Annotated in this window: 19 protein-coding genes; 3 read left to right on the forward strand and 16 right to left on the reverse strand. The window is 61.6% G+C overall.

All coding sequences use genetic code 11. The annotated features are described in order from the left end of the window. Positions 1 to 66: 66 nt before the first annotated feature. Positions 67 to 684: a hemolysin III family protein gene (locus tag AD668_RS25180; protein WP_053163227.1), complete on the reverse strand. Its 618-nt coding sequence runs from the start codon at positions 682 to 684 to the stop codon at positions 67 to 69. A 234-nt stretch (positions 685 to 918) separates the two neighbouring features. Here AD668_RS25180 and AD668_RS25185 point away from each other — a divergent pair, with 234 nt between their 5' ends. Then, positions 919 to 1833: a LysR substrate-binding domain-containing protein gene (locus AD668_RS25185; RefSeq protein WP_053163230.1), complete on the forward strand. Its 915-nt coding sequence runs from the start codon at positions 919 to 921 to the stop codon at positions 1831 to 1833. 109 nt (positions 1834 to 1942) lie between these two features. Here the strand turns inward: AD668_RS25185 and madM are convergent, their stop codons facing one another. The 15 genes from madM to pilG form a co-directional block, all read right to left on the reverse strand. Continuing rightward, the gene (madM, locus tag AD668_RS25190) at positions 1943 to 2707 is read right to left on the reverse strand and encodes a malonate transporter subunit MadM (RefSeq protein ID WP_053163234.1); all 765 of its coding nucleotides are present in this window, start codon (positions 2705 to 2707) and stop codon (positions 1943 to 1945) included. Position 2708: 1 nt separating this feature from the next. Beyond that, positions 2709 to 3125, reverse strand: a complete 417-nt coding sequence (gene madL, locus AD668_RS25195) for a malonate transporter subunit MadL (protein WP_053163237.1) — start codon at positions 3123 to 3125, stop codon at positions 2709 to 2711. Between the two features lie 65 nt (positions 3126 to 3190). Beyond that, positions 3191 to 4102 (reverse strand): malonate decarboxylase subunit epsilon, encoded by a 912-nt coding sequence (gene mdcH, locus AD668_RS25200; protein WP_053163240.1) that lies wholly within the window; start codon positions 4100 to 4102, stop codon positions 3191 to 3193. Continuing rightward, positions 4099 to 4719, reverse strand: coding sequence for a malonate decarboxylase holo-ACP synthase (locus AD668_RS25205; protein WP_053163242.1), 621 nt, complete (start codon positions 4717 to 4719; stop codon positions 4099 to 4101). Before AD668_RS25205 ends, mdcH begins: the two co-directional genes overlap by 4 nt. Beyond that, on the reverse strand, positions 4713 to 5516 hold the full coding sequence (gene mdcE / locus AD668_RS25210; RefSeq protein WP_053163245.1) for a biotin-independent malonate decarboxylase subunit gamma: 804 nt from the start codon (positions 5514 to 5516) through the stop codon (positions 4713 to 4715). Before mdcE ends, AD668_RS25205 begins: the two co-directional genes overlap by 7 nt. Next, positions 5513 to 6364 carry a biotin-independent malonate decarboxylase subunit beta gene (locus AD668_RS25215; protein WP_053163248.1) on the reverse strand — a complete coding sequence of 284 codons (852 nt, stop codon included), beginning with the start codon at positions 6362 to 6364 and terminating at the stop codon, positions 5513 to 5515. The genes mdcE and AD668_RS25215 overlap by 4 nt, the downstream gene beginning before the upstream one ends. After that, positions 6357 to 6656 carry a malonate decarboxylase subunit delta gene (locus tag AD668_RS25220; RefSeq protein WP_007975424.1) on the reverse strand — a complete coding sequence of 100 codons (300 nt, stop codon included), beginning with the start codon at positions 6654 to 6656 and terminating at the stop codon, positions 6357 to 6359. Before AD668_RS25220 ends, AD668_RS25215 begins: the two co-directional genes overlap by 8 nt. Continuing rightward, positions 6656 to 7528 carry a triphosphoribosyl-dephospho-CoA synthase gene (locus AD668_RS25225; RefSeq protein WP_053163251.1) on the reverse strand — a complete coding sequence of 291 codons (873 nt, stop codon included), beginning with the start codon at positions 7526 to 7528 and terminating at the stop codon, positions 6656 to 6658. Before AD668_RS25225 ends, AD668_RS25220 begins: the two co-directional genes overlap by 1 nt. Beyond that, positions 7528 to 9198, reverse strand: a complete 1671-nt coding sequence (mdcA, locus tag AD668_RS25230) for a malonate decarboxylase subunit alpha (RefSeq protein WP_053163254.1) — start codon at positions 9196 to 9198, stop codon at positions 7528 to 7530. Before mdcA ends, AD668_RS25225 begins: the two co-directional genes overlap by 1 nt. A gap of 250 nt (positions 9199 to 9448) precedes the next feature. Next, on the reverse strand, positions 9449 to 9910 hold the full coding sequence (locus AD668_RS25235; protein WP_053163257.1) for a chemotaxis protein CheW: 462 nt from the start codon (positions 9908 to 9910) through the stop codon (positions 9449 to 9451). Beyond that, positions 9903 to 15908, reverse strand: coding sequence for an Hpt domain-containing protein (locus AD668_RS25240; protein ID WP_053163259.1), 6006 nt, complete (start codon positions 15906 to 15908; stop codon positions 9903 to 9905). The genes AD668_RS25235 and AD668_RS25240 overlap by 8 nt, the downstream gene beginning before the upstream one ends. A gap of 37 nt (positions 15909 to 15945) precedes the next feature. Next, positions 15946 to 18006 (reverse strand): methyl-accepting chemotaxis protein, encoded by a 2061-nt coding sequence (locus tag AD668_RS25245; protein ID WP_053163263.1) that lies wholly within the window; start codon positions 18004 to 18006, stop codon positions 15946 to 15948. A gap of 60 nt (positions 18007 to 18066) precedes the next feature. Beyond that, positions 18067 to 18606: a chemotaxis protein CheW gene (locus AD668_RS25250; RefSeq protein WP_053163266.1), complete on the reverse strand. Its 540-nt coding sequence runs from the start codon at positions 18604 to 18606 to the stop codon at positions 18067 to 18069. A gap of 10 nt (positions 18607 to 18616) precedes the next feature. Beyond that, entirely contained in the window at positions 18617 to 18982 is a 366-nt protein-coding gene (gene pilH / locus AD668_RS25255; RefSeq protein ID WP_027926574.1) for a twitching motility response regulator PilH, read from the reverse strand. 60 nt (positions 18983 to 19042) lie between these two features. Next, positions 19043 to 19444 (reverse strand): twitching motility response regulator PilG, encoded by a 402-nt coding sequence (gene pilG / locus AD668_RS25260; RefSeq protein ID WP_053163269.1) that lies wholly within the window; start codon positions 19442 to 19444, stop codon positions 19043 to 19045. Positions 19445 to 19803: 359 nt separating this feature from the next. Here pilG and gshB point away from each other — a divergent pair, with 359 nt between their 5' ends. Both gshB and AD668_RS25270 read left to right on the forward strand, forming a co-directional pair. Continuing rightward, entirely contained in the window at positions 19804 to 20757 is a 954-nt protein-coding gene (gshB, locus tag AD668_RS25265; protein WP_053163271.1) for a glutathione synthase, read from the forward strand. Positions 20758 to 20834: 77 nt separating this feature from the next. Then, on the forward strand, positions 20835 to 21734 hold the full coding sequence (locus AD668_RS25270) for an energy transducer TonB (RefSeq protein ID WP_053163275.1): 900 nt from the start codon (positions 20835 to 20837) through the stop codon (positions 21732 to 21734). Positions 21735 to 21744: the final 10 nt, after the last annotated feature.

Raw genomic sequence — 21744 nt, forward strand, 5'->3', positions numbered from 1 at the left:
GCCAGCTCCTACGAAGATCAAAGGCATCTGTAGGAGCCGGCTTGCTGGCGAAGACCGCGACGCGGTCTAGAGGACATAAAAGAAAATCGCCACAAAGTGCAGCAAACTCCCCGCGATCACGAACAGATGCCAGATCCCGTGGGCATGCCGCAAGCGATGGTCCAGGGCAAAAAAGATAATGCCCACGGTGTAGAAAATCCCGCCCGCCGCCAGCCAGGCAAACCCTGCTATACCCAATGCAGCCAACAGCGGCTTGACCGCCACCAGCACGATCCAACCCATCACCGCGTAAATCACGATCGACAGGACGCGGGCTTCCGAGCGCGGTTTGATCTCTTGCAGGATGCCGATCAACGCCAGCCCCCAGACAATCCCGAACAACGTCCAGCCCCACGGCCCGCGCAAGCTCACCAGGCAGAATGGCGTGTAGCTGCCGGCGATCAACAGGTAGATCGAAAAGTGATCGACCTTCTGCATGATCGTTTTTTTGCGCCCGCGAACGCTGTGGTAAACGGTCGAAGCGCTGTAGAGCGACATCAAGGTAAATCCGTAGATCGCCACGCTGACGATCTTCCATGGACTGCCGTCGAGGCTGGCGATCACCAGCATCCACACCACGCCGACCGTCGCCGCGACCGCTCCCACCAAGTGCGTCCAGGCGTTCAGTCTTTCCCCGTGATACATAGGTTGCTCACCTCGCAATTCATTGCCGCAGAACGCAAGGCTCAGGCCTGAAGCGTAAAAGCGCAATGTTTCAGAACACAAATCCCCCTGTAGGAGCCGGCTTGCCGGCGATGGGGCCATGGTATTTTGCGCTGCTTTGAAGATTGCTATCGCCGGCAAGCCAGCGCCTACAAAGGCCTGCGTGGGCTTATGGAATTAGGCACAATCGAGGCATTCGAATAAGAGCCACGCCCCATGCTGATCGATGAAGAGTTGACCCTGAAAAAGCTTGAGGTATTCCTGGCCTTCATGCGCACCGGCAACCTGGCGCGGGCCGCTGCCGAATTGCAGACCAGCAACGTCAGCGTGCATCGGGCGATCCATTCCCTGGAAAGCGCTCTGCGGTGCCCGTTGTTCAAGCACGAAGGCCGCAACCTGACACCGCTGGAAAGCGCTTATGTGCTGGAGGAGCGGGCGCAGAAGCTGATTCAGGATGTCGTCGAAAGCGTGCGCCTGACTCGCGAAGCCGCCGGGTTCTCCGCCGAACGGTTCAAACTCGGCTCACTGTATTCACTGACAGTGAAGACAGTGCCGCAGCTGATCATGGGTTTGAAGATCCGCCGTAGCGAACTCAATATCGACCTGATTCTGGGCTCCAATTTCGACCTGCTCTACAAGCTGAAGAACATGGAAGTCGATGCGATCCTGGTGTCGCTGGACGACAGTGTCAACGATCCGGATTGCGAGCAGATCCCGCTGTTTTCCGACGACATCTTCCTCGCCACACCCGCCGACTCCAAGTTTGCCCAACGAACCGAAGTCGACCTGGCCGAGGTTCGCGCCGAAACCTTCATCACCCTGACCCAGGGCTTCGCCACCCATCAGGACGGCAAGCGGGTATTCGAGCAGGCAGGGTTCGAACCGAAGGTGGCGATGCAGGTCAACGACATCTTCACCCTGCTGAGCATGGTCAGTTCGGGCGTCGGTTATGCGTTGCTGCCAGGAAGGATCGCGGCGGTGTACGAGAACCGTGTGAAGCTGATCCCATTGCAGGAAAAGTACCGGTTGCAGCAGCACATTGGCGTGGTGTTCCTGAAAGCCAAGGAGCGTGATCCGAATCTGCTGGCGTTGCTGGCGGAATGTCGGATGTATGCCAATCGGCAGGCTTGAAACCGTGTTGCCCCCATCGCCGGCAAGCCGGCTCCTTCAAAGACTGCGTAAATCCTGTAGTAGCCGGCTTGCCGGCGATGGCGTCAGACCAGGCAATACAACTCGCGGTTTAGCCGACAATCCCGCGAACGATGAAGAACAACAACGAAGGCCCGAGCAAACAGCCAAGCCCGGTGTGAAAGGTCGCGGTCAACGCGCCATAAGGCACCAGGCGCCGATCCGTCGCCGCCAATCCGGCGGTCACGCCACTGACCGTCCCGGCCAGCCCACCGAACACCATCGCCGAGCGCGGGTTATCCAGGCCCATCCAGCGCGCCGCCATCGGCGTGCCGACCATCACCAGAATCGCCTTGATCAGACCGGTGGCAATCGACAGCGCCACCACATCGGAACTGGCGCCAATGGCCGCGCCGGTCACTGGCCCGACAATGTAGGTCACCGCACCGGCACCAATGGTGGTCATGCTCACCGCGTCGCGGTAACCGAAAACCCAGGCCAGGCAAGCACCGACAATAAACGGTAACACTGTGCCCAACAGCAGCGCGATCACACCGATCAAACCGGCCTTTTTCGCCTCCGTGGCCTGCACTTCAAATGCCGTGGCGACGATGGCGAAGTCCCGCAGCATGGCACCGCCCATCAACCCGATGCCGGAAAACAGCGTCAGGTCCGCCAGGCCTTTTTGCCCCCCGGTCATTGTGCCGCCGACCCAAGCCAGCACCAGGCCGATGACGATGGCAATCGCCGAGCCGTGGATGCGCCCGAAGGTCAGACGTTTGGAAATCAGCACTGACACCCACATGATCACGCCGACAAAGGCGAATGCGGTGACCAGACCGTTGTGTTCCAGACCGCTCTTGATGAGATCCCACATATCAGCGACCTCCTGCCGGTGCGCCAACCGGCGTTACATCCACCGGTTCATCGGGCAAGGGTTCGCCTTTGTGGGTCCGGCTGATCAGGGCAATGGTGCAGCCGCAGATCACTACCGAACCGATCGCCGCCAACACCGCCACCGGACCGCCATGCAGTGCCGTGACCACGTTTTGCTGCGCCGCCATCGCCACCACCACCGGGATGTACATCGCGCCCCAGAAGCCGACGCCCAGTTCGCAATCCTTGGTCATGCCGCCGTGGCGGTGCATCCACAACCGTGCGCAGATCAGCAGGATCATCGCGATCCCGACGCCGCCGACGTTTGACTTCACGCCTAGCAAAACACCGAGCATGTCACCCATGATCACCCCTGCCAGCGTACAGATCGCCAACAGCGCCACACCGTAAATAATCATTGTCGTAGTCCTCAAAGTGCATTTCGAATGTTGTTTTTGTTGTTCGAAGCCTTAAGTCGGGTGATTTAAGAGTGGCGACTTCCCTCCTCACGCATCAGCGCCTGCAAGGTATCGAGCCGGGCACCGTCGTAGGCAATCACGGTGCCCTGCTCGAACACCCGGCGCGCCAGCCCGGTCAACACCGCACCGGGCGGCAGTTCGATCTGTAAACGTACACCGCGCTCGTAAGCGCTTTGTACCGTGCCGCGCCAATCGACGATGCGGCACATGTTGAAGGCCAGGTCGTCACGCAAGGCTTCGGGCTTGATCAGCGGTCGCGCGCGACTGCCGCTCAGGTAGCCGATTTTTGGGGTGTGCAGCGACACCTGAGCAAAGGCTTGGGCCAACCGTTGTGCGGGCGCCTCAAGCAATGGGCAGTGGGACGGCACGCTCACTGCCAGACGTTTGGCCAGGCCAGCCCCGCAACCTTTCGCTAACTCGGCCAGCGCTTTCATCGCCGCGTCGCTACCGGCAATCACCAGCTGGTTATCGGCGTTGATATTGGCCAGATAAACCGGCATTTGCGCGCTGTGCACCCGGGCCAGCAACCCTTCCACGGCGGCCAGGTCCAGACCGATGATTGCGGTCATGCCGTAGCCCTGTGGATAAGCCTGCTGCATCAACTCACCGCGCAGGCTAACCAGATGCAACGCATCGCTGAAACCCAGGGCACCGGCCACCACCGCTGCCGGGTAAGCGCCGATCGACAAGCCGGCCACGTAGTCCGGGGCCATGGCCAACTGGCGTGAAGCGGCGACACCGGCGATCAGCAGGCAAAGCTGCACCGCCCTCGTCGACCGCAACGCCTCGGCAGAGTCCAGCTGCGTCACATCTTCACCGAGCAGGTCGCTTGCCTCGTTCAACGTTTCCCGAGGCAAACGCGCGAGCATGCCGGGTTGTTGCGCGCCCTGGCCGGGGAACACCAGCAAGCTGCTCATGCTGCTTGCTCCTGAGGATTCCACGGATCAGTCACCAGCGTGGCTTGAGTGGCACTTTTCAGCAGGACCCGCGACGAAGTGCCGGCCCATTCGCGCAAGGCAACGGCGCCCGACGGTGTCTGCAATTGCAGGTCAACGCGGCACAAGACGGCATCAAGAACGGCCACCAACGCCTGGGCGTCGCGACGACTCAACGGACTCGGTGTACGCAGGATCAGGTCGAGGTCGCTGCCCTCGTGCAAAGCGGCAAATCCACTGGCCAACTCGAACCCGGCGCTGCCGCTGACACCCCAGACCCAACCACTGTCATCGAGGTGCGAGCGCAGTTGCGCCAAGGCCCGCAGCGCCGGGAAATCGCGCTGGCCTTGAACATGGCACAGCTCTTCAGGCCGCACCCGCCGCGTAAGGGAAGAGACTTGCATCAACGCGGCAAATCGCTGTTCGCGCAACGGACCGCGCACGCCCACAGCCACCTGCCCCGCCGCGCTCAAGGCGCGACGGACCACCACCGGCTGACCGGCACTGATCGACTCGATCACCCAGGCAGGCGCATCCACAGGCAACTGCTGCGGGGTCATGCCCCACAGCAGGTCGTGAGCCAATAGCGTGCTCACCACTGAGCTCTCAGCAATTGGCGAACCTTGCTCGACGCCGCCCGGTTGGCGGCCCCCAGACGACCGCTCAGATCACGGTCACCAGCAGCCACATCGCCAATCGCCTGATACAGGCAATCGGTCACCCGCGCCAGATCCGCTGCCGTCGGCTGCTCGATCTGTTCCACCGACAGGGTTTCCCACAGCAGCCCGAGGCTGGCATAGCTGTCGATGTCATAGGCCATCGGCGGCACGCTGGCCGCCAGGGCTTCGAGTTCTTCGACGCTGCGCAAGGTCACCCGCGCCGCCGATGCCTTGCCCATGGCGTGCACCATCACCCCCGGATCGCGTAGGGCGATCAAGCGATTGGCCTGATAGCCGTGGGCCAGAAACGCCCCGGACATTGCCTTGCCCACCAGCAAACCGATCACCGCATGACCCGCCAGACGGGCACGGGCATAACTGTCCGCCGCAGCGGCCAGTGCCTGATGAATGCCGAGGGCTTCTTCGCGTCGACCGTAGGCCTGGCTCGGCACGTCGACGATAGCGATCACGGCGCGCTTGTGTGTCCTGTTCTGATCGGCGGCGATGACTTCATCCACGGCCTTGGCCAGGCCCCAGCCTTCGAGCAAGCCCACCTCGCCGTTGCGTGCACGGACGAATCGGTTTTCCGGATCCGCCACCACCGCAATGAAACGCACCGGCTGATTGCCCAGCGAACCGTCCGCGACCTTCAGCGAAGCGGGCAAACCTTCGACCGCTTTCGCCCCGGCGCTCAAGGCGTTGAACCAGTTCAAGCCTCGCAGGGAATACGAACTCATGGGCGTTCTCCTTGGTACAGATCGCGAACCACAGACGGCTCGATTTGCGGTTCGGCGTCCAGACGCGCCAACCGTTGCAGGAACAGCTCGACCTGTTGGCTACGGGGTTGCGCCGGCAAACCTTGCTGGAGTAACTCACCCACCTGCTGTCGGATCTGCGCCACGTCGTCGGCAACATAGCGGTCCACCAGGCCACTGGCGAAGCGCTGCTCGCCACCGGTCAGGCTCCAAATGAAAGGCCGGTCGCGGGAGTCGTATTCCTCAAGCCCGGCTTCCTGCTCGATCACTTGCGGGCCGTTCAGGCCGAGTCGCGCCTCCTGGGTCACCAACAGATAGCTGCACAACCCGGCGGCAATCGACATGCCACCAAAGCAACCGACACTGCCCGCCACCACACCGACCACGGGTTGATACCGCTGCAAATCGACAATCGCGGCGTGGATGTCGGCAATCGCCGCCAGGCCCAGATTGGCTTCCTGCAAGCGCACGCCGCCGGTTTCCAGCAGCAGCACGGCGCGGGTCGGGATGCCGTTGCGGTTGTCTTCGGCGGCCAGTTCCAGTGCGCCGGCAATTTTTGCTCCGCCGACTTCACCGAGGCTGCCGCCCTGGAACGCCCCTTCGATGGCCGCGATCACCACCGGCAAACCATCGAGATTGCCCTTGGCGATCACCACGCCGTCGTCGGCTTGCGGCACCACGCCCTGGCGCGACAACCACGGCGACATGATCCGCTGAAAGGGGTCGAGCAGTTCGCGGAACGTACCGGCGTCGAGCAACGCCTTGGCCCGTTGCCGCGCACCGAGTTCGACGAAGCTGAGCTTGTTGAGCAGGGATGCGCTGTCAGTCATGGCCGATCTCCTCGAAGCCTTGTTCCAGACGCAGACGCACCACACCGGGAGTCGCGCCGAAATCGTGGATATCGATGTCCATCGCCGGTGGCGTCTGGCCGTCGAACATCCGTGCGAACAGATGTTGCCAGCGTTGTTCACTGCCATTGACCGAGGTCTGTACGTTGATCGTCAGCTTGCCGGCCTGACCCGGTTCGATCAGCACTTCCAGATCACCCGAGCCGACACAGCCCACCAGGGTACGACCGCGTGGCGGCTGCCCGGCGGGGAATTCAAAGGATAAGGTTTCCATCAAAACGCTCCCTGAAGGATGCCGTCGCGCTCGATACGGTCGAGCAACAGAGTGGCGGCGAACAAGTCGGCGGCACCACCGGGCGAGGCATTCAATGCGATGAGTTGTTGATCCAGTTCATGCAGACGGCGACGGCCCGCGAGGCTGGCAGTGCCGCCCGCGTCGAGCACCGCTTGAGCGCCGGATTGCATGGTGTGCAGGCCTTCTTCCCCGGCGCGGTACAGCACGCAGGTGTCGGCCAGATTCGTCATGATCGCCAGCAGCGCATCGAGCCGGGCGTTCTGTTCCCCATAGCCGGCGGCGCGACTGCGCAGCAGTTGTGGCAGAGCCCGTTGAGTCACCGCCGGAAAACCCAGTTGCGCTTCTTCACGGGCGCCGCGAGCGCCGTAGCGTTGGGCGACTTGCGCACCGTGACTGAGCGGGCGTGGAGCAAAATGATCGTCGAGCAGGGCCAACCGCGCAGCCCGTAACGCCACGCTATTGGCGCTGCAGGATTGAGGCTCCAGCGCCGCGGCAGTGATCAACAAGCCCAAGGCCCAGATCGCCCCGCGGTGGGTGTTCACCCCGCCGGTGGTGTCGAGCATGGCTTGCTCGCCTTCGCGACCGATGCGACCCACGGCTTCGCGCAGGGGTAAGCCGATCTCGCCGCACTCGATGGCGGCTTCAGCCATTTCCTTAAAGGCCGACCACAAGGACAGCGCCGACGCGTGCATCAGCCCCAGGTGCAAATCGGTGTGGGCGCCATTGCCGCGACGGTCGACCAGTGCCGGTTTCGGCGACAGATCAGCTTCGTCGATCAGCGCGTCCACCGCCAGGTCCGCCAGCCATTCGGCCAGACTCAGGGTTTTGGGTTGCAGGTTAAGTGCGTGCATTACCAGCTCCTGAACTTGGCGGGCGGGTTATAGAGGCCACCGGACCACTCCACCAGATCGGCCACACTTTTTGCCGCGAGCAACTCGCGAGTGGCGTCGGTGCGGCGGATGCCGAGGTCTTCAGGCAAGGCGATCAGGCCTTCGCGGCGCATGCGCGCAGTGTCTTTGGGGTTGTGGCGCAGGCCGATGGTGGTCACCCCGGCGACGGCGGCGATCATCGCCTGGCGCTCTTCCAGTGAGCGCGCCTTGTACAGGTAGGCGATGCCTTCTTCGGTCAACAGGTGGGTCACGTCGTCGCCGTAGACCATGATCGGCGCCAACGGCATGCCGCTTTTCTTCGCCACATCGACCGCATCGAGGGTTTCGACGAAGGTCGGTTTGCCGCCCTCCTGGAAGGTCTCGACCATCTGCACCACAAGTTTCTTGCCGCGCTCGAGCATCGGTTCGGCCACATCGGTGTTGCGCATGTCGAGCCAGGCCGGAGTGCCGTGGCGGCGACCGCGCGGGTCGTGGCCCATGTTCGGTGCCCCGCCGAAACCGGCCAGGCGCCCGCGGGTAACGGTGGAGGAATGACCGTCGCCATCGACTTGCAAAGTCGCGCCGATGAACAGGTCCACGGCGTATTGCCCGGCCAGTTGGCTGAACATCCGATTGGAACGCAGGGAGCCGTCGCGCCCGGTAAAGAACACATCCGGCCGCGCCGCAATGTAGTTCTCCATCCCCAACTCGGTGCCGAAGCAATGCACGCTTTCGACCCAGCCACTTTCAATCGCCGGGATAAGTGTTGGGTGCGGGTTGAGGGTCCAGTTACGGCAGATCTTGCCTTTGAGGCCGAGGGATTCGCCGTAGGTCGGCAGGATCAGTTCGATGGCAGCGGTATTGAAACCGATGCCGTGATTAAGCGACTGCACGTTGTGTTTTTCGTAGATGCCACGAATCGCCATCATCGCCATCAGCACGTGCACGGGCTTGATGTGCCGAGGGTCGCGGGTGAACAGCGGTTCGATATAGAACGGCTTGTCGGCCACCACCACGAAGTCGACCCAGGAGGCGGGAATGTCCACACGCGGCAGGTCGCTGACGTCGTCCACCAGCTGATTGACCTGGACGATGACGATGCCGTCGCTGAAGGCCGCCGGTTCGATCAGCGCCGGGGTGTCTTCGGTGCTCGGCCCGGTGTAGATGTTGCCGGCGCGGTCGGCCATGAACCCGGCCGACAGCACAACGTTGGGAATCAGGTCCACCACCAGCCGTGCGTAGAGTTCGATGTAGGTGTGGATCGCGCCGATTTCCAGCAAGCCATCTTCAAGCAACTGGCTGATGCGCAGGCTTTGGGTACCCGCGAAAGAGAAGTCGAGCTTGCGGGCGATGCCACGCTCGAACAGGTCCAGGTGTTCGGAACGTCCGACGCTGGGCATGATCATGTGCAGGTCATGCAGCTTCTCGGGGTCGGCCTTGGCCAGGGAGCGGGAAAGGAAATCCGCCTGCTTCTGGTTGTTGCCTTCGAGCACCACGCGGTCACCGGGCAGAATCAGCGCTTCAAGCGCCGCGACGATGTTATCGGTGGGCAACACCACGCCGTCGGCAAGACCTCGCACCAGCTCGAGGCGTCGCTGCTTTTCGCTGCGCCGCCGCGTCCATCGCGAGTCGGGGGATATTGTTGTTGTCATGACCACTCCACGGGTTCGCTGTCGTGGAGCTACCTTAGGAGCGTTGGGTGGGGCGTATCAATCAAGCAGAGTGGAGGATCGTTACGCTCAGGTTAATGATCAATATGGGCGGCGTTCATGGCGGCCCCATCGCTGGCAAGCCAGCTCCTACAGGTATTTCGGTTGTACGCCAATGCCGAGTACATCCGATAACTCTGTAGGAGCAAGCTTGCTCGCGATCAGGCCAGCACTTTCAATACAAAAACCGCGATCAGCCGATCAACCCGGCATCCACCAGCAACGCCTCCAGCGCCAACAGATCCGGCACCTTGGCCACTTGATCCCCCACTTGCACTGCGGCCTGTTCCAGCGAACACAACGGCACATCCACGTAGCTCAATTGGCTGTCGAGCTTGTAGGAACGCGGAATTCCCTGCACCAGTAGCGCAATGAATTTCAACTCCGGACGGCCGCCCAGGGCATTCAGGATAACGATTCGTGCGCGCTCTCCAATCACGGTTTTCTGGCCGCACGCCGACTCGAAACTCAGCAGCGGAATCTGCCGGTCGCGCCACGTCACCAGCCCCAGGTACCACGGCGGCGTATCGAGGTCGAACGTCCCTGGCTGCTGGTAATCGATCAGCTCGGCGACAGCGACGTTGGGCAGGATAAGGTTGCGGTCCGCCAACGGCAGCAGCAGGCCGGTGAGGTTGCTGGTGCGATGCTCAAGCATGGGTCTTGCTCCACAAGGAGATGCTTTCGAGCAGCACCGACTCCTGGTACGGCTTGCCAAGGTAATCGTTGACGCCGATGGCCATGGCGCGGTCGCGATGCTTCTGGCCGGTGCGGGAGGTGATCATGATGATCGGCAGGTGTCGCAGGCGTTCGTCATTGCGCACCTGGGTCGCGACTTCGAAGCCGTCCATGCGTGGCATCTCGATGTCGAGCAACATCAGGTCCGGCATATGCTCTTCAAGCAGCAGCATGGCGTCGACGCCATCCTTGGCGGTCAACACATTCATGCCATGGCGCTCAAGCAGACGACTGGTGACCTTGCGCACCGTGACCGAGTCGTCGACCACCATCACCAGCAAAGGCCGCTGCGGCTCGGCCTCGATTTCGTGGCCCGCCGGACGTTGCGGCACATGGGCTTGCAAGGCGCGGATCGGCGCCAGTAAATCGAGAATCAGCACCACCCGACCATCGCCGAGAATCGTGGCGCCAGACACGCCTTGCACCGCTGAAAATTGCGGCCCCAGGCTCTTGACCACGATTTCGCGAGTGCCGGCCATCGTATCCACTTGCACCGCGATGTGGCGTTCGTTGCTCTGCATCAGCAATACCGGCAGCGGCAGGCTTTGGCCCAACAGCTTCGGGCGCAGGCTGGTTTTCAACAACTCGCCCAGATAAACCAACTCATAACGCTGACCAGCGTACTCGTAAGTCGGCGGATCGAGTCGGTAATGGCCTTCGAGTTCATTGGGCAGCACGCGGACGATGCCGTCGATGGTATTGAGTGGAATCGCATATTGGTCATCAAAGCATTGCACCATCAGCGCCCGGTTGACGGACACGGTAAAAGGCAGGCGAATGCGAAAATGCACGCCCTGCCCCGGTACCGAGTCGATACTCATGGTGCCGCCCAGCTGCCGCACCTCTTCGTGCACCACGTCCATGCCGACGCCGCGCCCGGAGATCTGGGTAATTTTTTCGGCGGTGGAAAACCCCGGCTGCAGGATGAATTGCAACACGTCGTGATCGCTGATGACGCTGTCCGGTGCGAGCAGGCCGCGCTTGATCGCCTTGCGCCGCACCGCTTCGAGCGGCACACCGGCACCGTCATCGCGGATGTCGAAAATGATGTCGCCACCCTCGCGCAGCAAATCGAGGGTGATCTTGCCCTTGGCCGGTTTCCCCGCCGCCAGCCGAGCCTCGGCGGACTCCAGGCCATGGTCGACGGCGTTGCGCAACATATGCTCCAACGGCGCCGCCATGCGTTCAAGCACGTTGCGATCCATCTCGCCTTCGGCGTTATCGACGATGAAATCTACATCCTTGCCCAACTCGCCGGCCACCTGACGGACGATGCGCTGCAAGCGCGGCAGCATGCGCTCGAACGGCACCATGCGCGTGCGCATCAGGCCTTCCTGCAGTTCCGTGTTGATGCGGCCCTGTTGCTGCAGCAGGTTTTGCGCGTCCTGATTGCGCCGATCGAGGGTTTCCTTGAGGTCGAGCAAGTCGGACGCGGATTCGAACAGCGCGCGGGACAGTTGCTGCAACTGCGAATGGCGGTCCATTTCCAGCGGATCGAAGTCTTCGTAGCCCTGGCGCTCGGCGTCGACTTGCTGACGGCTGAGAATCCGCCCCTGGGTTTCGGTGTCGAGTCGGCGCAACTGGTCGCGCATCCGCTCGATGGTGGTTTCCATCTCGTTCAGCGCGACCTGCGCATCGCTGACCTGTTGCTCGATCCGGCCACGGAAGATCGACGTTTCGCCCGCCAGGTTGACCAGATCGTCAAGCAACTCCGCCGAAACCTTGACCATGTCCGCGCCGGCGTCCTGTTGTGGTGCCAGCGGTTCAAGTTTTGCTGTGGCGGGAGTCGGTGCCGGCGCTTGCGGCACGGCCGGGTGGCTGAAGTTCTGAATCGCATCGATCAAGCGATCCGCCGGCGGCATTTGTTCGCCAGCGCGGGCGGCGTCGAGCATTTGTGCAAGTCGGTCGTGGCTGCGCTGCAACAGCGCAAACAACGGCGCGGTGGGTTGCAATACACCGGAGGACAAGCCTTCGTAGAGAAACTCCAGCTCATGGGCCAAATCACCAATCGCGGCGATTTCCACCATCCGCGCACCACCCTTGAGGGTGTGCAGGTCGCGCAACAGGGTCTCCACTTCCTGACGGTTTGAAGGCTGTGCCTGCCAACGGGTCAAGGCGGCGCCAGAGCTTTCGATGATGTCGAAACCTTCCTCCAGGAAGATCTCCAGCAGCTCGCTGTCGTGATGGGCCGAGTCATTACTGACCACCGGCTCGATCACATCGGCATGGCCCGCGTGACCCTGGCGCAACGCACGGATCGCTTCGATCAGCTCGCTCGGATCGCCGAGGGATTGGTGCTGTTGCAACTGCTCAAGCAAATGCGCCAAACGATCATGGCTCTGCTGCAACAAAGTGGCGAGCCCGTCGCTGTAGCTGTAACGGCGATCCGCCAGGCCTTCGTACAGGCATTCCAGTTCATAGGCCAGATCACCGACCGGCCCGACTTCGGCCATGCGCGCCCCACCCTTGAGGGTGTGAAGATCCCGTTGCAAAGAGGACAGTGGCGCGGCGTTGTCCGGATCACGCAGCCAGCGTTCCAAGGCCTGGCCAGCGCTTTCGAGAATATCCACCGCCTCTTCGAGGAAGATCTCGACGATTTCATCGTCCAGCCCGGCCGCTCGGTCCTCTGTAGGAGCTGGCTTGCCAGCGAAGAACTCACCGGCACCGCGTTTTTCCAATGAAAACGCGACATCGCTGACGTCCATCGCTGGCAAGCCGGCTCCTGCATTGGAACGTGCCAGATCCGCTGTAGCGTCGCCCAATTCGCGGATGCTCAGGGTGCGGCTGCCGTCGCTGCGAATAAGGCCCATGGCCGACGGATCGAGGCTCTCGTCGAGCAACTCGCGCAAGGCCCTGACCCGCTGCGGTTGCGCACTGACCTCCTGGCCGGCAGCCAGTTCGTCGAGCATGTTGATCAGTGCCTCGTGAGCACCCTGCGCTTCATGGAAAAACCGTTCGCTGACCGCCAGGCTGCTTTCTTCCACCGCGCCGTAGAGGTCGAGCAAGGCTTCGCACAGCTCATCCACCGGTTGCAGGTCGGCCAAGTGGGCGCCTTCACCAAGGGTGGTCAATTCGTCCAGCAGCGCGCTGAGTTCCTGACGCTCACCGGGATGTTGCTGCCAGCCCTGCAACAGGCTTTCGGCGTCCAGAAGAATGTCCATGCCCTGGGCGAGGAAGTTGTTGATCAACTGTGGATCGCGCTTGAGGCGCAACCCGGCGTTCGGCGTATTCAGGTGGGTTTGCAGACGCTCGGCCAGCAGCGCCCGAGCCCGCTCGACGACGCGCTGTGCTCCGGGGATTACCGCCAGCGGATCGCTCTTGAGTTGGCGCAGACCCAGATGAAACAAGCCTTCGGCTTCCAGCAGCAGTTCGACTTCGTCCAGGTCCAGGGCAATCAGGTGCGCCTTGTACTCCCTGGCCAGCTGATCCAGCGGCGTTGCCAGTTCGGCAATCGGCAAGACACCTGCCACGGAGGCGCTGCCCTTGAGGGTGTGCAGAGCGCGCTGCAACTCGTCGCTGGCCTGTAACGGTACTTGCTCGGCGGCCTGATCGAGGAAACGGTCAAGACTGCCCAAATGAGTCTCGGCTTCCTTGCGAAAGATCTCCAGTAACAACGGATCGAGTGCCGCCACGTCTTGCGTGTCCTCGTCGGACACCGACTCATCGCTCTTGGCCAATGCATGGGCGCGAGCGGCCAACTGATCAACGTCGTTGCGCTGGCGCTGGGTGTTCGCCGCGTATTCGGCCACCAGTTCCGGCAACAGATTCAGCACATCGCCGATCAGCTGATGCACGGTGGCGCCCGGCTCAACGCTATGCTCCAGCACGCGATTGAGCAGGTTTTCCACAGCCCAGGCCAGTTCGCCAAGCACCAGCGCGCGCACCATCCGGCCGCTGCCCTTGAGCGTATGAAAGGCACGACGCAGTTCACTGAGGGCCGCACGGTTGTCAGGATTGATCGACCAGCGCGGCAAGTATTCGCGAAGGATGTCCAGGACTTCCGCGGTTTCCTCCAGAAAGACTTCCCGTAACTCCTCATCTACCGGCTCTTCACCGGCCGGTGGCGGCAATAGACTGCCCGGCGTATTCAGCGCGGGAGGGTTCAGCGCCGATACCGGGCTGGCGAGCACGTCGGCCAGGGTCTGGACGAGCTGCGGATCAGCCAGTTCCTGCATCGATTGCATGTCCTGCGCCTCACTGAGGCTCAGCACATCATCAAGCAACGGCACCTGCTGTTCGTTGGGGACAAAACCGAGGGATGCCAGGCCTTTTTCCGCGACGTCGAGCACCGCTTCGCCCGGCGCCTCGGGGTCATCACTGAGGCGCTCAAGGTAATACTCGATGCTGGTGATCACGTCAGCCAGGTTATCCAGTTCCTGCCAACCCGGCTGACCCGGCTCCAACAGCAAATGCTCGCGAATGAAGTGATTGCACGTCTCGACCAGACTCGCCGCGCGGCTCAGCGGAATTATCGCCAACGCGCCACGCACTTGAGTCAGCAAGGCCGGCAATGCCTGCAAATGTTGGCGATCCCAGTCCGCATCGATGTAGTCGACAATCATGTCCTTGGCCTGCTGCAAACAGATACGGGCCTCCTTGATCACGATCTGATGGATCTGCGTCAGGTCGGTGGTCGGCAGGCGACTGTCTTCCTGACTCTCGGGCTCCACAGTGCCGACCATGCCGGCCAGCGTCGCCTCGACATACAGCAGGGCTCCGGCGACGTCCATGAGGATCGCATCATCCGGCGCACGCAGGCCCTGGGCGAGGCTCAACACCACCGCCAGTTGATCGATGATGACCTTGCGCGGCTGACCAAAGCCCAGCACCGCCAAGGTATCGGCAATTTGCCGCAAGGGCGCCAGCAGGCTGTCGAGATCGGACGTGTGCTGGCGGTCGCTGCGCACGAACAGGTCAAGGCGTTCCTTGACCCGCACCAGTTCTTCACAGAGCGCGGCCAGCACCGAGCGCATGGCGTCACGGTCAGGACCGGCCAGCCGTGCGCGTTCTTCATCGACCATCGCGCTGTCGGGCAGTGCGTCGTCCAGTGAGTAGCGTTCTTTCATGGTCAGCATCTGCCCGGTGGGAAATTCGGCCTTGGCAATGTAAAAGAGCAAGCTTTTGAGCAACTCCGGCGGTGCCGGCTGATTGATGCCGCGCATACCCTGATCGAGCAGGCGCTTGAGCTCCTTGTCGGCGTCCTTGAACAGACTGCGCAGGGCCGGGCTGTTGGCGATCACGCCGCCCCGCATGCCTTCGACCAGTGCCGAAGCCACCTGCCACAACGGGCTCAAGGGGGCGTCGCCGGACAATCCTTCGAGGCGGGCGAAGACCTTGGCCAGGCAATCGAGGTTGCTCTCGCTGTCTTGCTCACGCAAAAAACCCACCAGTGCCATCTGCAGCAGCTGCCGCAGCTTGCGCACCACACTGGGGAAATCCGCCGGCTCGAGCTGTGCCAGCACCTCAGCCGTCAGCGACGGCAAGTCAGGCAGCTGCGGACTGAACAGGCTGGTTTCCGACAACCGTTTTTCACCACGGGCGCTGCGCAGGTCGTTGATCAGCGGTAGCACTACCAGCGGTAGATCGCGGCGCGCGCCTTGCACCCGATCCAGATAAATCGGCAGTTGCCCCAAAGCCTGCATCAACAGGTGCAATGCCTCGTCACGATGGCTGACGCGATTGTCCCGCAAGGCCAGGGCCAGTTGCTCCATCTCTTCGGCGAGCAAGGCCGCGCCGTAGAACTCGACCATCTGCAAACTGCCGTGAACCTGATGGATGCATGAAAGGCTTGCATCCAGCACGTGCGTCGCCTGCGGGTCATCGAGCACGGTTTCGATCGCGCGATGAGCCTGCTTCAGCGTTTCGGCAATCTCGCCTTTGACCCACTCGAGGGCCACATAGTCGTGCCGATCACCCATAACCACTCCAATCACAATTCAGTTACCCATGGGCGGTTCAAGCTTTGTCCACAACCTGCGCCTTGGCAGCGGGCAAGGTGAAACCGGACACCGACCGGCGTAACTGGCTGGCCATTTTCGCCAGGTTACCGATGCTCTCGGCGGTGGCGGAGGAACCAGACGACGTTTGTGTAGTGATCTGCTGGATCACGTTCATCGTCAGGGAAATCTGCCCGGCCGAGGATGTCTGCTGCTGTGCCGCATTGGAAATGCTCTGGATCAGCGCCGCCAGGGTCTTGGAGACACCTTCGATTTCTTCAAGGGCCACCCCGGCATCCTGCGCCAGACGCGCGCCGCGCACCACCTCGGTAGTGGTCTGTTCCATGGAGATGACCGCTTCGTTGGTGTCGGTCTGGATCGCCCGCACCAGGGTTTCGATCTGCCGGGTTGCGGCCGATGAACGCTCGGCCAGGCGCTGCACTTCATCGGCGACCACGGCAAAACCGCGCCCCGCATCACCCGCCATGGAAGCCTGAATAGCGGCATTAAGCGCAAGTATGTTGGTTTGATCGGCGATGTCATCGATCAGGCTGACAATGTCGCCGATTTCCTGTGAGGACTCACCCAGTCGCTTGATCCGCTTGGCCGTGTCCTGGATCTGTTCACGAATGTTATCCATGCCGTGGATGGTGTTGTGCACCACCTCGTTACCCTTGTTGGCGATTTCCACGGAGCGCTCCGCCACCGCCGAGGATTCAGCGGCGTTGGCCGACACCTGGTCGATGGATTCGGCCATGTCGTTGATCGCCGTGGACGCTTCGGAAATCTGCTGGGCCTGATGCTCCGAGGCCTGGGCCAGGTGCATGGCGGTGGCCTGGGTTTCCTGCACAGCGGCGGCGACCTGGCCGGCCGTGAGATTGATGGTCGCCACCAGGTCGCGCAACTGGTCCACCGAATAGTTGATCGAGTCGGCGATGGTGCCTGTGAAGTCTTCCGTCACCGAGGCTGTCACCGTCAGGTCGCCGTCGGCGAGATCTTCGATTTCATCGAGCAGGCGCATGATCGCGTTCTGGTTGCGCTCGTTTTTTTCAGCGGTTTCGCGCAGTTGGCGATTGGTTTCACGAACCATCACCAGACCGATGAGGATGATCGACATCAATGCCGCCAGGCCCAGGACATAACCGCCGATGGTGTCGGTGTCGCGTCCGCCGGCAAGGTTTTCGAAACGGTTGGCCAATTGCGAGGCTTCGTCGAGCAGGGTTTGTGACAGACCGAAAATATTGGTTGCCGCCTCTCGGACCTTGAACAGCTCCGGCGAGGTTTCGAGGATTTCATCCACCGAGCCCGAGACGAATTCGAAGAGTTCGGAAATCTCCAGGAGCCGCGCACGGGCATCGCGGTCTTCCACCTGGCTGACCTTGAGCGCCGGATCACCTTGAAGCATGCCGTTGAGCACTTTGCCGAACTGCGCGGCGTCGCGGCCGAAGACGTCCGCGGCCTGTTGCGAGCTTTCGTCGCCAGACAACACGGTGTTCACCGCGCCGAGAATCCGCTCGGCCAGTAACGACTGACGCTGGGCCAGCGCCACCTGCGTGGCGGGTGCTCCACGCTGCAGGAGTGTCTCGACGACTTTTTCGTACTCGACCTGCAATTGCGGCACGGTTTCGGCCAGGGTCGCTGCGACTTGATGCAGAGACAGCACGGTCTGTTCGCTGGAAAGAATCGCGTCGGTGTTTTTCAGCAGCCGATCCCAGTCCTGCTGCACGGTTCGCATTTCCGGGCGTACGACGGACGGTGCCGCAGGCAAGCCGGTGGACGGATCGCCCTTCTTCAGATAACCCCAGCGCTGGGCGAAATCGTTGCGCGCGTCGCTGAGCAGCTTGAATGCCGCAGCCTTGCCAGCGGCAGCCTCGGTGGCATTCTTGGCGATACGCTGGGACAACACGCGCAGCTCGCCCGCATGACCGATGTACTGTTTATCGTAGGTGGCCTGGGTATTGAGGTAAGCGAAGTTGGCGAACAGCAGCATGATGAAGATGATCAGCGCGATGAACAGCACGATAATCTGCGACCGGCTGCGCGACCCTTCCATTGGTTTGCCTGCTTTTGCTTTTGTCATCGGTACTCGCCTGTTAACCCACACTTGCGCAGCTTGCCGAAATCCCTGTAGGGGTCGCAGCTACAACGCGACGTTCATGAATCCCTGGGACCGCGCCAACGCAAACGGGCTGAACACCTGCCAGCATTGCTCACGCTGGAAACGTCCTTTGACAAACGTCGACATCGGCCCTTGCAAATCATCCGCCGAAACCGGCTCCAGGCTGTCCTGGGCGAAGTGCTGGAGGCCGAAGACTTCATCGACCATCAGCCCGGCAAACACGTCGTCATGCTCCACCACCAACACCCGACGCTGCCCGCGCATTGCCGACACCTCGTGCCCGAAGAAGCCGCCCAGATCCATGATCGGCAGCAAACGTCCACGCAAATTGGCAACACCCTTGACCCAGGGTTTGACGCCCGGCACTTGAGTGACACGCGGTTCGTGCAACACCTCGCTGACTTCACTCATGGGCGCCACGTACCAGTGCTCGTCCAGGCGAAAACCGACGCCGCTCCAGCTGTCCCGTCGCGTCGGTTGGGACGGCAAGTCTGCCGCCAGTAAACGACAGCGTCGGTCGATCTGCAGCAGCAGTTCGAAAGCCGTCAGCGATCCGTTCATGGGCGCCCGATCAACCGGCCAGCACGTTGTTCAGGGTCTTGATCAGGGTTTCTTCATCGACCGGCTTGGTCAGGTAATCCTTGGCCCCCTGGCGTGTACCCCAGACTTTGTCGGTTTCCTGATCCTTGGTGGTGATGATGATCACCGGGATGTGCCCGGTGTCCGGGTCTTTGGTCAGCTGACGGGTCGCCTGAAAACCATTGAGGCCGGGCATGACGATGTCCATCAGGACCGCGTCGGGTTTTTCCTGACGTGCCAGAGCGACGCCGTCGGCACCGTTTTCCGCTTTCAACACTTCATGACCGTGCTTTTCCAGCATGCCGGTCAGTTTGTACATTTCGGTCGGCGAATCATCGACGATCAGAATACGTGCCATGGTCTTCCCCATTTTGGTCGACGCCGGACCCGTTGGCCGAGCATCACTGTGCATGTCCTACTACGGCAATATGGCGGCGAACCCAGGCACGTGGGCCTGGATCGCATCAAGCAATTCTTCCTTGCTGAATGGCTTGGTCAAAAACTGATCGGAGCCGACGATGCGCCCCTTGGCCTTGTCGAACAGCCCGTCCTTGGACGACAACATAATCACAGGCGTGGACTTGAACGCGCTGTTGTTCTTGATCAGGGCGCAAGTCTGGTAGCCATCCAGGCGCGGCATCATGATGTCGACAAAGATGATGCCGGGGTGGTTATCGACAATCTTGGCCAGGGCATCGAAACCGTCGATGGCCGTGATGACCTCACAACCCACATTCTTGAGCAGCGTTTCGGCGGTGCGACGAATCGTCTTCGAATCGTCGATCACCATGACCTTCAAGGCGTTGGGTTGCTGTTCCATAAAATGCTCTACCGTCGCCTTTGCGAAACAAATTGTCCGTTTGCCGGCTAACGCGGCTCGAAACCCTTGATACTCAAGGGCCAGTACCACTCGGCAGTCTTTTTAGCACAGTCTCCAGTGCCAATCTATCGGCCGACCCTCAAGGTGGTTTTTCCTTGACCGGGAACACACTCAGCGCCACTCTGACGCCACTTTTATACGGCACCGCTTCTTTTAACTGTAGGAGCGAGCATGCTCGCGATGGACGTCAACGATGACGCGCGAAACCTGACACCCCGCGGGGTTCTTGAGTTCATCGCGAGCATGCTCGCTCCTACAGAAAAGCGGTTCTCGCTCCCCCAAATTTCGAGGAAAACCCAATGAGCGTTCGCGTCGGGATTGTCATGGACCCTATCGCCAGCATCTCCTATAAAAAGGATAGCTCGCTGGCCATGCTGCTGGCCGCGCAGAAGCGTGGCTGGGAACTGTTCTATATGGAGCAGCGCGACCTGTACCAGGGCGAAGGCCAGGCCCGGGCGCGGATGCGGCCGTTGCAGGTGTTCGCCAACCCGGAAAAATGGTTCGAACTGGGCGCCGAAAGCGATGCGTTGCTGAGCGATCTGGACGTGATCCTGATGCGCAAGGATCCGCCGTTCGACATGGAGTTCGTCTACTCCACCTATCTGCTGGAGCAGGCCGAGCGCGCCGGTGTGCTGGTCGTCAACAAGCCGCAAAGCCTGCGTGACTGCAACGAGAAGCTGTTCGCTACGCTGTTCCCGCAGTGCACGCCGCCGACCGTGGTCAGCCGCCGTGCCGACGTGCTGCGTGAATTCGCCGCCAAACACGGCGATGTGATCCTCAAGCCGCTGGACGGCATGGGCGGCACGTCGATCTTCCGTCATCGCGCCGGCGACCCGAACCTTTCGGTGATCCTCGAAACCCTGACCGCCCTCGGCGCCCAGCAAATCATGGGCCAGGCCTACCTGCCGGCGATCAAGGACGGCGACAAACGCATCCTGATGATCGACGGCGAGCCGGTGGATTACTGCCTGGCGCGAATTCCCGCGGCAGGCGAAACCCGTGGCAACCTGGCGGCCGGAGGCCGTGGCGAAGCGCGCCCGCTGACCGACAAGGATCGCTGGATCGCCGCGCAAGTTGGCCCGACGCTGCGTGAAAAAGGCCTGCTGTTCGTTGGCCTGGACGTGATCGGCGAGCACCTGACCGAGATCAACGTCACCAGCCCGACCTGCATTCGCGAGATTGATAACGCGTTTGGCACCGACATCGGCGGCATGCTGATGGATGCCATCGATCAGAAGCTCAAAGCGCGTTGATATAGAACAGCCGATGAAGAACCAACATTGCGTTATCATGCCCGGCCTGTGAAAAACGCGATGCTGGTTTCCTTGTCATGACACTCCCGTCCGATCTGCCTGCAGAACTCGCCCACCGTGGCGTGCGCCCGGCCGATCGCCTCGGTTTTACCCTGTTCCTCGCGGCGCTGATCCACTTGGCGCTGTTGCTGGGCGTCGGGTTTGCAGTGGTCGAGCCCAGGCAGATCAGCAAAACCCTGGAAATCACCCTCGCGACCTTCAAGAGCGAAAAGAAGCCCGAGAAAGCCGATTTCCTCGCCCAGGAAAATCAGCAAGGCAGCGGCACCCTGGATAAAAAGGCAATTCCCAAGACCACCGAGGTCGCACCCTTCCAGGACAACAAGGTGCAGAAGGTCACGCCACCACCGGCCGCCAAGCCTGAAGTGCAGCAAGCGCCGCCAAAGGCTGCCGTGACCACCGTCGCGCCAAAACCGAAAAAAGCCCCGGCCAAGACCGAAGAGCCCAAGACTGAAGCCAAGCCCGTGGTCCAGGCGCCGACGTTCGACAGCGAGCAGCTGTCCAGCGACATCGCCAGCCTTGAAGCGGAACTGGCCAAAGAACAGCAGCTTTACGCCAAGCGCCCGCGCATCCACCGCCTGAGCGCCGCCTCGACCATGCGCGACAAGGGCGCCTGGTACAAAGACGAGTGGCGCAAGAAAGTCGAGCGCATCGGCAACCTCAACTATCCCGATGAGGCACGGCGCAAGCAGATCTATGGCAACCTGCGCCTGATGGTGTCGATCAACCGCGATGGCTCGTTGTATGAAGTGCTGGTGCTGGAGTCCTCCGGGCAACCGCTGCTGGATCAGGCAGCGCAGCGGATTGTGCGACTGGCAGCGCCTTTTGCACCGTTTACCGGCGATTTGTCGGACATCGATCGCCTGGAAATCATCCGCACCTGGAAGTTTGCCCGCGGCGATCGACTGTCCAGCAACTGACGGGCCTATG

Source organism: Pseudomonas sp. P1.8 (genome assembly GCF_001269805.1).
GTDB lineage: Bacteria > Pseudomonadota > Gammaproteobacteria > Pseudomonadales > Pseudomonadaceae > Aquipseudomonas.

Bases quoted from the DNA above. Each gene is read 5' to 3' on its own strand.
- AD668_RS25235 (WP_053163257.1), bottom strand. From the start codon at position 9,910: ATGCTTGAGCATCGCACCAGCAACCTCACCGGCCTGCTGCTGCCGTTG.
- gshB (WP_053163271.1), top strand. From the start codon at position 19,804: ATGAGCGTTCGCGTCGGGATTGTCATGGACCCTATCGCCAGCATCTCC.
- mdcH (WP_053163240.1), bottom strand. From the start codon at position 4,102: ATGAGCAGCTTGCTGGTGTTCCCCGGCCAGGGCGCGCAACAACCCGGC.
- AD668_RS25250 (WP_053163266.1), bottom strand. From the start codon at position 18,606: ATGAACGGATCGCTGACGGCTTTCGAACTGCTGCTGCAGATCGACCGA.
- AD668_RS25240 (WP_053163259.1), bottom strand. From the start codon at position 15,908: ATGGGTGATCGGCACGACTATGTGGCCCTCGAGTGGGTCAAAGGCGAG.
- madL (WP_053163237.1), bottom strand. From the start codon at position 3,125: ATGATTATTTACGGTGTGGCGCTGTTGGCGATCTGTACGCTGGCAGGG.
- AD668_RS25180 (WP_053163227.1), bottom strand. From the start codon at position 684: ATGTATCACGGGGAAAGACTGAACGCCTGGACGCACTTGGTGGGAGCG.
- pilH (WP_027926574.1), bottom strand. From the start codon at position 18,982: ATGGCACGTATTCTGATCGTCGATGATTCGCCGACCGAAATGTACAAA.
- AD668_RS25270 (WP_053163275.1), top strand. From the start codon at position 20,835: ATGACACTCCCGTCCGATCTGCCTGCAGAACTCGCCCACCGTGGCGTG.
- AD668_RS25245 (WP_053163263.1), bottom strand. From the start codon at position 18,006: ATGACAAAAGCAAAAGCAGGCAAACCAATGGAAGGGTCGCGCAGCCGG.
- mdcE (WP_053163245.1), bottom strand. From the start codon at position 5,516: ATGAGTTCGTATTCCCTGCGAGGCTTGAACTGGTTCAACGCCTTGAGC.
- AD668_RS25215 (WP_053163248.1), bottom strand. From the start codon at position 6,364: ATGACTGACAGCGCATCCCTGCTCAACAAGCTCAGCTTCGTCGAACTC.
- AD668_RS25220 (WP_007975424.1), bottom strand. From the start codon at position 6,656: ATGGAAACCTTATCCTTTGAATTCCCCGCCGGGCAGCCGCCACGCGGT.
- madM (WP_053163234.1), bottom strand. From the start codon at position 2,707: ATGTGGGATCTCATCAAGAGCGGTCTGGAACACAACGGTCTGGTCACC.
- AD668_RS25225 (WP_053163251.1), bottom strand. From the start codon at position 7,528: ATGCACGCACTTAACCTGCAACCCAAAACCCTGAGTCTGGCCGAATGG.
- pilG (WP_053163269.1), bottom strand. From the start codon at position 19,444: ATGGAACAGCAACCCAACGCCTTGAAGGTCATGGTGATCGACGATTCG.
- AD668_RS25185 (WP_053163230.1), top strand. From the start codon at position 919: ATGCTGATCGATGAAGAGTTGACCCTGAAAAAGCTTGAGGTATTCCTG.
- mdcA (WP_053163254.1), bottom strand. From the start codon at position 9,198: ATGACAACAACAATATCCCCCGACTCGCGATGGACGCGGCGGCGCAGC.